Below are 15,780 nucleotides of genomic sequence, written 5' to 3' on the forward strand. Positions count from 1 at the left end.
TCAGCACCATTGTCATAGCACCGTCGCCACGAAGGAGGTCTCATGGCGCAGGCGAGCATTCAGGCGGTCGCCCGCGAGGCCGGCGTGTCCGTTTCCACAGTGTCGCGCGCTTTCGCCAAGCCTGATCTGGTGTTGCCGGAAACCCGCGAGCGCGTGCTGGCCGCGGCCGAGAAGTTGGATTATCGCATTTCACGTTCCGCCGCTGCGCTCAAATCCGGACAGTCGTTGCGCATCGCGGTGCTGATGAGTGCCTCCATTGCCACTTGGTTCAACGCGAACGTTTACGCCGGCCTCGATTCGGTATTCCACCCGGCGGGCTACGACCTGTCCGTGTTCCCCATGTCCACCGCCGCCGAGCGCAGCGAGTTTTTCGGCAACCTGCCCGTGCGGCGCAATGCCGACGCCGTGGTGGTGTGTTCGTTCGACATCGAACCGAGCGAAGTGAGCAAGCTCAAGGCCATGAATGTGCCGATTGTGGGCGTCAATATCCCCTCCAACGACGGCTTCGACGCAGGTGTGAGTATTGACGACAGCACCGCCGAGCGCATTGCCGTGGATCATCTGGTGGCGTTGGGGCATCGTGACATTGCGTTTGTGGGTTATGGCGACGATATACATTCCACGTTGCGTTTCTCCGCAAGCGCGCGTTTGGAAGGGTTCTTGGATGCCTGCGCCAGATACGCCGACGTGACACCGATTCCGCTGTTGCTGGGCTCCTCCGACGATCCGGCGAACGAGGCGTTGCAGCTCATCATCGCCGCACCTCACGCGCCTTCCGCCGTGTGCTTGGCCGACGACGAGCTGGCCATTCCCGTGCTGTTCCGTTTGCGTCAGTACGGCACGCATGTCCCGCAGGATATATCGCTTATCGGTTTCGACGACAATCGCTATGCCGCCGGCCTAGGGCTGACCACCGTGCATCAGGATCCTTTTGCCATGGGTGCGCAGGCCGCCCGCAAGACCTTGGAGCTGATGTCCCCCGCCTCCAACCAGGAAGGCGAGCTCTCGTCACGGTTCATCACCCCGCAAGCCCAGCTCATCCTGCGCGAAACCACCGCCCCGAAGCTCCCTCTTTCGTGAGCCATCGCGATTCGGCCCGCCGCGCCGTTCGCCAGCATCATTCGCTCAACCAATCGAGGGCATACACCTGCCGGATGCCCTCATGATTGGCTTCACGCACGTCGTCAAGGGTAATCAGCGTCTTGGGATAGGAATCACGAACCGAGCGGAACGAAGACAGCTCCCGTTCCAGCGTTTCGGAGCGTTCCGCCGACTCGCACACCTGCCAATACTTACGCCCCTCAACCCCGTTGGTCACGAAGTCGATTTCGCCGGACGAGCCACTGCCCACATACACCTGACCCTCCCGCCGCAACAGCTCAAGATACACCACGTTCTCCAGAATCCGCCCGGTATCGCGCACGTCGTTGGAGCACAGCACGCGCCTCAAGCCCATGTCCACGGCGTAATACTTCTTCTCCTGCTTGAGGATGCGCTTGCCTCTGATGTCATAACGGCTCACCGGGTACAGCACGAACGCCGCGCACAGCGCATCCAGATACGCGGCGACCGTCGGCTGGGAGGTCTTCGTCCCCAGTGAAGTCAAGGCGTTCGCGATCTTCGCCGAAGTGGAGAGATTGCCGATGTTGTCGTACATATATGTGGCGAGTGTGCGCAGCAAATCGACGTTGGCATTGGCGCGGCTGGCCACATCCTTGACGAGAATGGTGTTCAGTATTCCGTCCAGATAATCATGGATGAGCATGTCGTTGCCTCCGAGCCCGCCCACTGCGGGAAAGCCGCCGTCATGCAGATATTGGGACCACAGGCGCCGTTTGGAAGAGGACTGGTCGGCCGCGCGGGCGTATTCCGCGAACGACAGCGGCAACATGGGGATTTCCACATATCTGCCGGAAAGCAGCGTGGCCAACGTGCCGCTAAGCAGGTTCGCGTTCGATCCGGTGATATACAGGTCGATGTTGGGACGAACGTACAGACTGTCCACGGCCTTTTGGAAGTCGGGAACGTTCTGGATCTCGTCTATGAGCACGTAATGTTTGTCTTCATCTGCGCAACGATGCAACACTTCATCATGCAACGCGCGATATTCCAGCAGATGCTCGTTTTCCAACAGCTCGAGGTTGAGATGAATGATATGATCCGCGGGAACGCCCTGCCGGCGCAGTCGCTGCTTGAACATGTCCATAAGCGTGGACTTGCCGCAACGGCGCACACCGGTGATGACCTTGATGACATCCTTGTCTTTCCATGCAGCCAAGGTGTTCAGGCAGTCGGGACGCTCAATCATCATTCACCCCCAAATCAAAATCAATTTTAATCTTACGACAAAAACCCATGAAATCAAAATAGATTTTGAATTCACGATGAACAGTCCAGTGGACTGTGCGTACCGATATCAAAGGGCAACGCCATATAACGAAAACAGAACATCCGTGGCTTCCGCAGCATTCCGCCAACCAAGACAACGGGAAAGCACGTTTGCTAGGCAAAGCCCGTGTCTTGGGGGCGAATGTTGCCGTGTTCGACACCCTCCGGGCCGGTAGGCCAAGTCTTACGTCTCACACAGCAACATTCGCCCCAAAACCGGGGGCCAAAAAGAAGGAGCCGGGCAATCAGCGCCCGACTCCTTCAATCAATGGGAACGCAATCAGCGGGAGCGCTTGCGGCGCAGAACGCCGACTGTCACGCCGGCTGCGGCCAAGGCCAAGGCGGTCAGGCCAGCGGCCAAGCCGGTGGCGCCGGTGGAGGCCAGAGTGTTCAGCTTGGTCCACCTGGCATGCAGCGTCTTGCCCGCGGCATCCTTCAAACTGGTGACCAGATTGCCCTCGTCGTCATACCAGCCATCGAACTTGTAACCCTCACGAGTCGGAGTGGGCAGCTTGCCATCCGCACCGGTCCAACCCTCCGGCAAGGCGCCGCCATTCGGATCATACTTGGTGCCGTTGTCGGTGTCGGCGTTCTTAGTCCACTTCGCGGTGATCTTCATATCCGTCGCATCGGCGGGGATGGTGTCGATCTTATTACCGTCCTCGTCGTACCAGCCGTCGAAGGTGTAACCGTCACGAGTCGGAGTGGGCAACTTCGTCTCCTGGCCATACGTGTGGGTCTTCGGAGCGTCAGCCGGCAACGTGCCACCGTCCAGATCGTACGTGATGTCGTACTCGTCCGCGGTCCACTTCGCGGTGATCTTCATATCCGTCGCATCGGCGGGGATGGTATCGACCTTGTTGCCGTTCTCGTCGTACCAGCCGTCGAAGGTGTAACCGTCACGAGTCGGAACCGGCAACTTCGTCTCCTCACCGTACGTGTGGGTCTTCGGAGCGTCAGCCGGCAAAGTGCCACCGTTCAGGTCGTACGTGATGTCGTACTCGTTGCCCTTCCACTTGGCCGTGATCTTTATATCCTTGGTATCGGTGGGAATGGTGTCGAGCTTGTTGCCGTTCTCGTCATACCAGCCGTCGAAGGTGTAACCGTCCTTCGTCGGGGCAGGTAGCTTCGTCTCCTCACCATACGTATGCGTCTTCGGAGCGTCCTCGGGCAGCGTGCCGTCATTCGGATCGTATGTGATGTTGTACTCGTTGCCCGTCCACTTGGCGGTAATCTTCATATCCTTGACATCAGTGGGAATGGTGTCGACCTTATTGCCGTTCTCGTCGTACCAGCCGTCGAAGGTGTAACCGTCACGGGTCGGGGTGGGCAGCTCCGTCTCCGCATCGTACGTGTGGGTCTTCGGAGCGTCGGCCGGCAGCGTGCCGTCATTCAGGTCGTAGGTGATCTCGTACTCGTTGACGGTCCACTTGGCATACAGGGTCACATCATTCGCCGGCATCGTATCCGCGGTGAAATCCCACACCTGGGTGCACGCCTCATCCGCATACCAGCCACCGAACGTGTACCCTTCAGCCGACAGGCCGCCCGGGTTGTCCAGCGTCGCGCCGTACTTCACACCCGACCGAGCCGCCGGGGCGGTGCCGTGGCCCTTCGCGTTGAACGAGACCGTGTACGCGTTGCGCGCATAACGGATAGTCACCACGGTCGAACCGTCAGCGGCGATCTTCTGCTGAGAGAACGGCTCCGCGGTGAAACCCTCGTACGAGCGCGCCACAGCCACGGTATCCGCATTGGTCTCGCCGGTCAGGACCTGCACCACGTCAGGCTCACTGCCATACGAGCCATCCAACGCCTGCCTGAAAAGCTTCACCGTGTACTTCGTATCCGAAGCCGGACCCCACTTCGCAAACAACGTCAAATTCCCGGCCGGCATCACGTCCACAGCGAAATCCCACACCTGAGTACACGCCTCATCCGCATACCAGCCACCAAACACATAGCCTTCCGCCGACAGGTCACCCGGGTTCGCGACCTTCGCACCGTACTTGACACCCGTCAACCCAGTAGGCGCAGTGCCGTGACCCTTCGCATCGAAAGTCACATCGTGCTTGGCGCGCGTGTAATAGATCTTCACCACCGTCGAACCATCACCGGCGATATTCCCCTGCGTCACGTCACCCGCGGTGAAACCCGTATAGGACTTCGCCTCCGCAACAGTCTCGGTATCCGTCGTACCCGTCTTCGAATCAGTGGCATCAAGAGTATACGAATCATCATCCACATTCTGCAGGTAATGCTCCACCTTGTACGCGGTATCCGTGTTCGCCGTCCACTTGGCAAACAGGGTCAGATTCTCAGCCGGCATCGTGTTCTTGGCGAAATCCCACTTCTTCTCGTCGGCAAACGACCCATCCGTATACCAGCCACCAAACGCGTAACCCGCCTGAGACAAATCACCCGGGTTCGCGACCTTCGCACCGTACTTGACACCCGTCAACTTGTCGGGCGTGACACCGTGACCCTTCGCGTCAAAGGTCACGCCATGCTTGACACGCTCGTAATAGATCTTCACCACCGTCGAACCATCACCGGCAATATTCTCCTGGGCGAAGTCAACGGGAGTGAAACCCTCGTACTCATTCACCTCAGCAACGGTCTCAGTGTCCGTCGTACCCGTCATCGGATCAACATCCTTAGGCATATCAGGATACGAATCATCATCCACATTCTGCAGGTAATGCTCAACCGTATACTTCGTATCCGTGTTCGCCGTCCACTTGGCAAACAGGGTCAGATCATTAGCCGGCATCGTGTTCGTGGAGAAATCCCACTTCTTATCGTCGGCAAACGACCCATCCGTATACCAGCCACCAAACGCGTAACCCGCCTGGGACAGGTCACCCGGGTTCGCGACCTTCGCACCGTACTTGACACCCGTCAACTTGTCAGGCGTGGTCCCGTGGCCCTTCGCGTCAAACGTCACGTCATGCTTGACGCGCGTGTAATAGATCTTCACCACCGTCGAACCGTCACCGGCGATATTCTCCTGGGCGAAGTCAACGGGAGCGAAACCCTCGTACCCATTCACCTCAGCAACGGTCTTAGTGTCCGTCGTACCCGTCATCGGAACAACGTCCCTAGGCGTGTCCGGATACGAATCATCGTCCACATTCTGCAAATAATGCTCCACCTTATACGCAGTATCCGTATTCGCCGTCCACTTGGCAAACAGCGTCAGGTTCTCGGCCGGCATCGTGCCCGTGCCGAAATCCCACTTCTTCTCGTCGGCAAACGACTCATCCGTATACCAGCCACCGAACGTGTAACCGTCCTGAGACAGGTCACCAGGGTTCGCGACCTTCGCACCGTACTTCACACCCGTCAACTTGTCAGGCGTGACACCGTGGCCCTTCGCGTCAAAGGTCACGCCATGCTTGACACGCTCGTAATAGATCTTCACCACCGTCGAGCCGTCACCGGCAATATTCTCCTGGGCGAAATCAACGGGAGTGAAACCCTCGTACTCATTCACCTCAGCAACGGTCTCAGTGTCCGTCGTACCCGTCATCGGAACAACATCCTTAGGCATATCAGGATACGAATCATCATCCACATTCTGCAGGTAATGCTCAACCGTGTACTTCGTATCCGTGTTCGCGGTCCACTTCGCATACAGCGTCAGGTTCTCGGCAGGCATCGTGCCCGTGGCGAAATCCCACTTCGTGTCGTCGTCGAACGAATCATCCGTATACCAGCCACCGAACGAGTAACCGTCAACCAACAGGTCACCCGGGTTCTTGACCTTCGCACCATACTTGACAGACTCCTGCTTGTCGGGCGTGGTGCCGTGACCCTTCGCATCGAACGTCACGTCATACTTGTCGCGCTCGTAATAGATCTTCACGACCGTCTTGCCGTTACCAGCGATATTCTCCTGGGAGAAGTCCTTGGCGGTGAAACCCGTATAGGTCGTCTTCGCCTCAGCGGCGGTCTTGGTGTCCGTCGTACCCGTCTTCGAATCAGTGGCATCGGGCGTGGCGGGATACAAATCGTCGTCCACGTTCTGCAAATAATGCTCAACCTTGTAGGCAGTGTCCGTGTTCGGGTCCCACTGGGCCTGCAGGGTCACAACCCCCTCGTCCACGGCGGTCAGGTTCTGCACGGACTGCCCATCCGTATACGTCTTGGTGGAATCATCCTTGTCCTTCCAACCCGTGAACGTGTAGCCGTCACGGGTGAACAGGTTCTCGGACAACGCCTTCTTGTCCTCGTCGTACTTGAACGACTGGTCGGCCATGTCACCCGTGCCGCCGTTCGCCTCGAACTTCACCGTGTACTCGTTGCGCGTGTACTTGACCACCACCTCCGCGGAACCATCGGCCTTGACCTCCACCTGCGCGATGGACTCGGGAGCGGTGAACCCCGTATACGTCGTCTTCGCCACCGCAGCCGTATTCTGGCCGATCGTGCCCGTCAACGTATCCGTCGCAGCCGGATCCGAAGGATACGAACCATCCACATTCTGCAGATAATGCTTCACCGTATACGACGCCTCCGTGGTCCACTTCGCATACAAAGTCAGATTCTCACCCGGCATCGTGGACGTATCGAAATCCCACTTCTTGTCATCGGCAAGCGACGCATCCGAATACCAACCCACCAACGCATGACCCACCCACGTCGGCGCCTCCGGCTCCGAAACCTTACTGCCCTTCAACACCGTCTCCGAATCCACGGCACTGCCACCATTCGAATTAAACGTCACCACAAACCGCTCATTCGGATTCGCACCAGTCGCCGCAACATTACGAGACTCAACAGTCGCGTTCAACAAATTCTTCGCAAACTGAGTAGTATAGCCAGTGTTTTTGCCACCGCTCTTACCGGCCCACTGAGCACTCCAGATGTTTCCGTCGCTGATGACCGTGACATTACCCCACGGAGTCTTGTCAGTATCGGAACCAGCCTGCAAATCCACACAAATCGGCTGCTCGCTGTTGTCGCTAGCTGTGGCGGTGAAAATGACATTAACCTTATCGGTGGTATACGAAATTGGACTCGCATTGTACACTTTCCAATTCTCCGGCAGCCCCTCCGTCAGCTGCTTCGCCGTCGCCGAGCCATTCTTGTTGCTGGTTACAGGAGCATTCTCAGTAATCTTGGGGGCGCTCTTCACTTGGAAGCCTGTGTTCAAAGCCTTCGCCAATGCCGTTCCCGACTCGTTTATCCGGGTGAATCCCGTGTCCTCGCATTGGATGAAGATACGCCCGCCCTTGTCCAGATACTTCCGCAGAGCCTCAGTCTCGGCATCTGTGTAATACGAATCGCCTTCCGGCTTCGTCCAGCTCGGCTCGATGTAAATGAGATCGAACTGGTCAATCGACTTACCGTTCAACGCGGCATTATCAACAAAGCTCACCCTCGCGGCCTCGGCACCGTGAATCACGGTAAGGTCACCAAGACTATTAAAATAGTTCTTGGACACATCCCAATTCGAAACCTGCCGAGCCGTCAGGGTCGGATCGGCATTCGCGCTGTTTGTTCCCCAACTGAACACGCCAGTCGGTGACCAGTACAGGATCTTCGGCGTCGCGCTGCGCACAAGGACGCAACCGTTGGCCGTCACCGTCGCCTGGCCAGTGTCGTCCGCCGCGATCTTGCCGGCGGCCACGTCGGTGGACTGAATCGTGTGACGGCCGCTCATGACCAGCGAGACTGGCTCCTCGACCGTGCCGGAGTATGACAGGCCGATCGGCTTATCGGGACTGGCGTTCAAATACACCTTCGCGTCCTTCTCGACCACCAGATTACAGGCCGAGCCGGCGTTGGTATTGCCGGTGATCGACGGGGCGGCGGCGGTTGCGCTGTCGGAACCCAACTCCAAGGTGCCGCCCTTGGCGACGTACACCGCGCCCTTGTCGCCAACCGTGTTGCCGGTGAGCGTAACCCCGTCCAACACCAAATGGCCACCGTCAGCGACCTCAAACAACGATTCACCCGACGTGCCACCAGTCAGCGAAGCCGAACCCTTGACCACAAGGGTCTTGCCCGCCGGAACCGTCAACGTCGCACCCGGCGCCGTATCCGCGGAAACCGTGTACGTGACCGTATCGGCATCCCCCGCAAGCGCGGCCAGCGCCCCATCCCACGAGGAAACCTCGGTCTCTGCGGCCCGGGCCGCCGGTGCCACCATCACCGCCAACATCGTCGCGATTACCGCAACCACCGCGCACACACGCCGCCATACGGGACGGCCAGCAACACGATCCATCATCGCAAAACTCCTTCACAACACTCCCCGCGCAACCACGCAACAGCCGAACCGTCCAGCCAGGCGCGCGAAACTTATTCAGCATCAAAGATTCCCCCCCCCACGACTGCTGAACAACGCTCGAGTTCCAGCGGTCGCAACACCGGAACAACCCAACCGCACCATTCCGGGACAAACACCGGCAAACCCCACAAGAGGGAAGCAAAATCCCCCGGCGTGTCACAAGAGAACAAACCGGGGGCGGAACAGACCGGCTCCGTCAAAATAACCGAGGCGGATGTTGCCGTGTGGGACGCACAGCCCAGTGGGCTGTGCGTATCGACCATCAGCGACAACGCCATATAACGAAACCAGGCAACCCCGTGGCTTCCGCACCATTGCGCCGGCGTAACAACGTCGCGCCTGGCACACTCTGAATTACAGTGCCACCAATCCCGTTCCCAGTACGCATACCGCCAACCAACAGCAAACCACGTCGAACACGGCAACATCCGCCGCAAACACCGGACTAGTCAAACAACACGAGAACCTGACGAAACGCACACTGAGAACGAGAAAACGAGCACCGCAACCCAAGATAAATCAAGAACAATAGCAATAGCACTGCAACCCAAAATAAACCAAGAACGATAGCAACGTCACTGCAACCCGCAGACAAGCTGAGAATGACGGCAATGGGCACGTCGACTGGGGAGGGGGCGTGAGAGGGATTAGCGACCGCGTTCGGAGAATTGGGCCCAGTGTGGGGGAAGTTCGGCCAAGATGCGCTTGTCGTCGTCTGCGGCGCGCTGGCGCTCGGTCATCATGTCGGAGGGTTCGAGTTTGACGCCGTCCGCGTCGAACAGCTCCGTGCCCTGACGCACGACGCGCTTGTGCTTGCGCGGGGTGCGACGAGCGGGCGAATAGCCGCCCGCCGCTTGAGCCCCGGAAGTCTCGGAAGTCTCAGCAGTTTCAGAAGCCTCAGAATTATCGCAAGCCCCGGCATCACGCCGCGATACAGCGTCGCCGCTCACTTGACTTCCTTATAGATGTCACCGAGCAACGCAACCAGTCGATCCACTTCCTTCTCGGGATTGACGAACGCGCCCACGCTCCACACCGTGGCGACCGACCATCCAAGAGACTTCAGATCCTCGGCCAGCGTGCGGTGACGCTCGCGGGTGGACTGGATGGACATATAGTCGGCATCGTCGGTGAGCACGGCCAGCGCGAACGGCTTGTCTTTCAGACCTACCACCATCGGAATGGTGAGCCCCTTGTCGAAGCCATAACCGAGGGCGACATCGAGGCCGCGACTACGAATGCGATCGGCCAAGTCGTTGAGCAGTGTGTTGCTCCCCCGCTTGTTTTCGGTGGGGCGCACCGCCTCGCCGCCGAGCTGTTCGGCCCACACGAGCATGGCCTTGAGCAATTTTACGCCCGGCTGATGAATGCGCTCGTCCTGCATGTCCTCGGACGAGAACGCGCTGACGATATCGAGATGGCGATTGGTCAGAGCCAGCGCGTCAAGCAGCATGCCGCGCCCGCCGGCTTCCTCTAGCGCACCGAACTGCTGCAACAGGCGGCCATGCGAGGTCTTCGCATAGCACAGCGAAAGAATGACGTCCGTGGTTTCGATGCCCGCGACCTCGCGAATGCCGATCAGCCTGACGTGGCGCAGGAAGCTGCCCATGGTCTTGTTTTTGGAAGCCAGAGCCTTCAGTTCGGCACCGAGGCGTGTGCGGAACACGTCAGTGAGCGTGACGACGGTGAGCACGTAATCGGCCGGCACGATGGTGAAACTGGAGGCGCGCTCGGTGATGAGCCGCACCACTTCCTCGATTTCCTGCGCGCTGGACTCCACCAGCCCGGTGCTGAACACCGGGGTTCCGCTGGCGTCGAGGTGATGGTATGCCACATGGCCGCGCGCCGCCTCGCTGGCCACATCGTAGCTCACCGAGCCGTAGCCTTGAGATTCAAGGAACGCGGCCAGCCTCGGGGCGCTGCACACCGGGCGCGTTTTCGTTTCGACCTGCGGCAACACGTCGATCAGCTGCTTCAGGCCGGGGCAGGTGACGGTGTTGCGGTGGGCGATCACCACAATCTGCTTGACGCGGGAGAGAATGCTCAGCATCTGGACGGCGGGCATGTGCGCGCACGCGTCGACGATGGCGACATCGGCCAGAGCTTTCGGCTCGGTCAGCGAGGCGAGCGTGTCGGGCATGGCCACGAGAATCGGCTTGGCCGCGGCGAGGATCTCGGGATGGTCGTGGCGCACGGCGTCCAGGATCGCCCGCGAGTGCCCGGCGAGCTGGGTGTGCAACAGGTTGGCTTCCTGGGTGCGCGTGAACAGCATGTCGCACAGGCGGCGCATGCACTCCTGCGCCACCATCGGGCCGATGGAGCGCACATGCTCCACATCGACCTGCTCGAACCGCTCGGTGGCGGCGCTGAGCGCGGAACCGTCCTGATTGGAGATGATCGGCGAGGAGCGCACGATGTCTTCGAACACGGTGGTCCACCACGCCAGTTGCAGCTCGGCGCCCACGGCTTCGTTGCCGATCTGACGGTTGGTCAGGTCGATCACCAGCTCGTTCAGCCCGGCCTCCTGCAACTCGTGCTCAAGGCGGCAGCGTTCAGGCAACGCATCCAACGACATGTGATCGTCGAACAGCGCTTTGAGGCGACGCTCCACTGCGTTGAAATCCTGGGTCTCCAGCTCGCCGCCCTGGGGGGTGGTGCTTAGCACGGTGTCGAGTGAGGTGATATCGCTCGCCATGGTTTCCTGAGTGGCGATCATCTGGTCGAGATGGGCGGGCAGCACCGGCCAACCGCCGTGCGGGACGAGCGCACGCCACTGTTCGCCTTGCTTTTTGACGACCACGAGCGCGTCATGCAGGCTGGAAACCTGCGCACCGACGCGCAATAGGGACTTCGCCTCGCGCACATGGCGACGGCGCTCCCAGAACCCGAGAGTGGTTCCTTCGGCCTTGCGTGCGGACTTCGACTTGCTGGCTTCGATCATGGAATCGATGTCACGCTCGAAAATCTCGGGTTGGAACACATCGAGCACGCGGCGCAGGTTCTTCAGCACCGTGACCTGACGGCTCCATTCGCGGGCGTTGACAGGCACGGGGAAGCCGCAGGTTTGCACGGTGGTCGCCACATGCTCGCGCACCACGGGCAATACCTTCTGCAACAGGTCCACCACGCGGTGATAGGCGTTTACCGCGTCCTGCTCATTGGTGAGCGAGGCTTTGTACCAAGCGGTGTCATCGGGGCCGATGATGTATTCACCAAGTTCCCCCGCACGTTCGAGTTTGGCCGCCCAGTCGTCCAGATGGCCGGCGAGCTGGCGCGCGGCGGCTTCGCTCAGACGCACGCGCGTGGCCGGATGGGTGGGCGAAACGGAGATGGCCGCGAGGTTCTGAATGGTCTGATAGGCGGAAACGCCCCATTTCTTGTTCACGCCGTGCAGGTCGCCCAGATAGCGGGTCAGGCGGGATCGCACACCGACCAGTTCGTCGGCGAGCTGGTCGAAATGCTCGGTGGCGGCACCGGCCTGGAAGCTGACGGCGGCGATGAGCTGGCGGTCGATGGCGGTATTGGCTTTCTCGTCGGCGATGTCGAGCACCATGGAAGCCATCTCGCTGGCATGAGCCGCCTGCATGAACCGGCGCTTCTGCTCGCCCACGCCGGGCACATACAGCACGGAACGCCCGTTCATCACGCAGCGCGAAGCGATGGCCGCGGCTTGCCGAGCCGTGTCGTTGCTCAATGCGCTATCGACGGCGATGCTGCGCCCGCTCGCCGCAAGCTGGGCGGCGTAACGCACGGTGTTGTCGATATCGCCCACCTCGTATTCGCTATGGGGGTCGACATCAAACGGGGAATATTCGGCGATCGCTGCCTCGCTCAAGGAGGCGCGCGACGATTCGTCCCCGGCCAGCGCGTCAAGCAGGACGTTGCCGGTGGTGCCTTTGCCTAGCAGGTCGATGATCCGTTGCGTTTCGGCCAGAATCAACGCGGCAGGTTCCATGAAACAACCCAGGATGATGCGCCGCTCAATGGTGAAATCGGCAATGGAGTCCTTCACCTGATCGCTGATCGAGCCGAACACGGCGGAGGTTTCGGGAGTGCCGGAATCGTAATTGCTTGTATCGAACAGCCGCTCCTCGTCGCAATCGACACCGGCCGCGTGCAAGCGCGCCATGAGTGCGGCGTTGAGCGTGACATGCCCGGTGAACCGCAACGAGGAACGCCCCAACTGCTCGTTGTGCGTCACCTCCACCGGATAGAGCAACACCGGCAAGGCGTTGCCTTTCCAAGTGGCCACGCCGACCGCCAACGACAGTTCGGCCACACCGCTGAACCGCCTTCTGGCGGTCTGATCGTCCAGCACGCGGCCCAAACGTCTCTCGGCGGCGCGCAATATGCCGTTGTCTCGAAACAGCGAATCCATCGTCACGCGACCGGCGGCGAACAGCCGGGCGATGCCGGAGGGGTGGGCGTGCGTCATATCCAGCTCGGCGGTGAGCCGGTTGATGTCTTCCAGAGGCGAGGGGGTCAGCGAAGCGCGATAGTCGTCATGCCACTGCTGAAGTTGGTCAAGCGTGGATTGTGCATTCAATTGTTCGCTCACTTCCCCACCGCTTCGCGGTAGCTTTGGTATCCCGCATTATTGGCGAGCGCTTCGTCGATGTCCCGGTTGCCTTGGGCGTCGAGCCAAGCGTACAAATCGTCGTACAGCGAGGGATTCATGGCCAGGAACGGCAGCAGTTCGGCGTGGCGGGCCATTTCAAATTGCAACGACATATCGGTGGTGGTGCGTGCCTCGTCCGAGGTCATGCCGTCGACCTCGACCGCCGGTTCGTTCGGCTTGTCGAATTCGCCTCGGGACACTCTGTCGAATACGGAGCCGGCTTCAAAAGCGGGGGTGTATGCCGTGGTCTCGGCGGCCGGTGCGGCCTGCTGGCTGGTGTCGGCAGGCTGGGCGGCTGTGGGCTGCGGTTCCTGGTTGTCTACTGCTGGATTGTCCGCGACTGGCTTTTCCGCTGTTGGATTGTCCGCAACGGGATTATCCGCAACGGGCTGCGGGGAAGGCTCGGAAGGTTCGGAAGGCTCGCTGACGGAACTTTCCATATCCGGCGCTTCGCGGCCCTGAACCGTTTGCTGCTGGTCGACCATCGCATCGGCAAACAGATCCCGCGGCGTATCCGTCTGCTGGGGTTGCGACACATGGATCGGCATCGAATCAGCCGACGCTTCGGGATGCTCCCCCGCTGCCTGAGCTACGGGCGCGTCCGAGGAGGCGTGGAATATCGTGGTGGGTTCCCCGGCTCGCAAATCAAGGATCTCGTCAACGGACATGTCGGCCGCGTCCGGTTCCTGACGGGTTTGCGCCGCGGAATGCAAGAACAAATCCGGCACCTGGAACTCACCAGCAGGTCGCTCCTCTTCGACCAGAGGCGCAAAATCAACCGGAACGTCACCGAACTGCATGCGCACGGCGGCGGCCGGCAACACGAAATCCTCGCCCAACGGCAGACGTGTCAGCTCGCCGTCCGGGCTCACCATATAGGAGCCGTTGGTGGACTGCAAGTCGCGCAACGTGGCCTGCCCGTTCTTGTCGACGCTGAAGCGCGCATGACGCTTCGACATGGACTTCGTGGAATCCGCGACTTCGAGACGGGTCATGCCGTCGTCGGGCAACGGACGCAACGGCTTTCGCCCTATCTCCAAGCTCTCCCCCGGACGAACAGTGGCCTGCTGGCCGCTCCCCACCTGCACACGCCACCGATATGTTACGCTCATCGCGGGCACTCCTTCTAAGACTTCGCACACTATTTCCTATTGTGTCATGCGGCGGCGGTTTTCGCGGGATTACGCGGCATGAATTAACAACTTCCGCCCATAAGCGAAACCCCGCCGCCTGACGTGCAGGTGCGGGGTTCCGAGTGAAAAGTTTGCGGCTTAAGCCGCGCGAATCACTTGAGCTCGACGGTCGCGCCGGCCGCTTCCAAATCGGCCTTGGCCTTCTCGGCGTCTTCCTTCTTGGCACCTTCCAGAACGGGCTTCGGAGCGCCGTCCACCAGAGCCTTGGCCTCGGCCAGACCCAGGGAGGTGATGCCGCGCACGGCCTTGATGACCTGGATCTTCTTGTCGCCGACGGCGGAGAGGATGACGTCGAACTCGTCCTTCTCCTCAGCGGCGGCACCGGCGGCGGCGCCCGGGGCGGCGGCGACGGCAACGGCGGCCGGAGCGGCGGCCTCGACGTCGAACTTCTCCTCGAAGGCCTTGACGAACTCGGAGAGCTCGACCAGGGTCATCTCACCGAAAGCTTCGAGCAGCTCATCATTGGTGTACTTAGCCATTATTGGCTTCCTTTCCATCTTGGTGACGGTTAAAGCGAAGAGGTGTCCGTCACCTGACAATTTCTTGGTTTCTATTCAGTTATATCGATTCATGCGGCTGACGCCAGACGAATCAAGCGGCCTTTTCCTGCTTGTCGCGCAGCGCATCGATGGTACGCACGGCCTTGGTGGGCAGAGCGTTGAACAGATACGCGGCCTTGGACATGGTGGCCTTGATATCGCCGGCGAATTCGGCGAGGAGCTGCGGGCGGGACTTGAGATCCGCCAGCTGCTTGGTGCCTTCGGCGTCGTAGACGGTGCCATCGGCATAGCCGCCCTTGATGACGAGGGTTTTGTTTTCATTGGCAAAGTCACGGATGACCTTCGCAGCCTCGATGATGTCGCCCTTCACGAACGTGATGGCGGTGGGGCCGGCGAGAGCCTCATCAAGACCCTCGATGCCCGCTTCCTTGGCGGCGATGCGTGCCAGCGTGTTCTTAGCCACTGTGTAGGAAGTATCGCGGCCTAGCTTTTCGCGCAGATCGGAAATCTGCGGAACGGTAAGCCCGCGGTACTCGGTCAGGTAGACAGCGTCAGCGTCACGGAACTGTTCCGTCAGCTGGGCGACCACCGCTTCCTTTTCGGGCCTCTTCATGGCGTTCCTTCCTAAGTCGGCCGTTGATTTTGGCTGTCTTAGGCGAGGCAATAAAAAAGCCCCGCGCACAGGCGGAGCAACATACGCGCAAGCGAACTCGCGCACCCTTATGACGGGCTATATTTCTCAACCTGCGCTGGCTTGGCGAACCAAACTTCGGCTTGCGTTCT

8 protein-coding genes are annotated in these 15,780 nt (G+C 60.1%); 1 reads left to right on the forward strand and 7 read right to left on the reverse strand.

From position 1 onward, the window contains the following. Positions 1-42: 42 nt before the first annotated feature. Positions 43-1,080: a LacI family DNA-binding transcriptional regulator gene (locus G1C94_RS01095; protein ID WP_172143862.1), complete on the forward strand. Its 1,038-nt coding sequence runs from the start codon at positions 43-45 to the stop codon at positions 1,078-1,080. A gap of 37 nt (positions 1,081-1,117) precedes the next feature. Here the strand turns inward: G1C94_RS01095 and G1C94_RS01100 are convergent, their stop codons facing one another. From G1C94_RS01100 to rplJ, 7 genes are all read right to left on the reverse strand, one after another. Further along, positions 1,118-2,311 (reverse strand): ATP-binding protein, encoded by a 1,194-nt coding sequence (locus G1C94_RS01100; protein ID WP_172143864.1) that lies wholly within the window; start codon positions 2,309-2,311, stop codon positions 1,118-1,120. A gap of 357 nt (positions 2,312-2,668) precedes the next feature. Continuing rightward, positions 2,669-8,626: an InlB B-repeat-containing protein gene (locus G1C94_RS07865; protein WP_216656741.1), complete on the reverse strand. Its 5,958-nt coding sequence runs from the start codon at positions 8,624-8,626 to the stop codon at positions 2,669-2,671. 707 nt (positions 8,627-9,333) lie between these two features. After that, a complete protein-coding gene (locus G1C94_RS01140; RefSeq protein ID WP_172143933.1) occupies positions 9,334-9,486 on the reverse strand; it encodes a BAG family molecular chaperone regulator 5 in 153 nt (50 codons plus the stop codon). Positions 9,487-9,632: 146 nt separating this feature from the next. Beyond that, positions 9,633-13,244, reverse strand: coding sequence for a helicase (locus G1C94_RS01145; protein WP_172143866.1), 3,612 nt, complete (start codon positions 13,242-13,244; stop codon positions 9,633-9,635). Further along, positions 13,241-14,416 (reverse strand): variant leucine-rich repeat-containing protein, encoded by a 1,176-nt coding sequence (locus G1C94_RS01150; RefSeq protein ID WP_172143868.1) that lies wholly within the window; start codon positions 14,414-14,416, stop codon positions 13,241-13,243. The genes G1C94_RS01145 and G1C94_RS01150 overlap by 4 nt, the downstream gene beginning before the upstream one ends. A gap of 173 nt (positions 14,417-14,589) precedes the next feature. After that, positions 14,590-14,976 (reverse strand): 50S ribosomal protein L7/L12, encoded by a 387-nt coding sequence (gene rplL, locus G1C94_RS01155; RefSeq protein ID WP_172143870.1) that lies wholly within the window; start codon positions 14,974-14,976, stop codon positions 14,590-14,592. A gap of 112 nt (positions 14,977-15,088) precedes the next feature. Further along, positions 15,089-15,610: a 50S ribosomal protein L10 gene (gene rplJ, locus G1C94_RS01160; protein ID WP_172143872.1), complete on the reverse strand. Its 522-nt coding sequence runs from the start codon at positions 15,608-15,610 to the stop codon at positions 15,089-15,091. Between the last annotated feature and the right edge of the window lie 170 nt (positions 15,611-15,780).

The sequence above is a fragment of the Bifidobacterium panos genome (assembly GCF_012932445.1).
Taxonomy (GTDB): Bacteria; Actinomycetota; Actinomycetes; order Actinomycetales; family Bifidobacteriaceae; genus Bifidobacterium; species Bifidobacterium panos.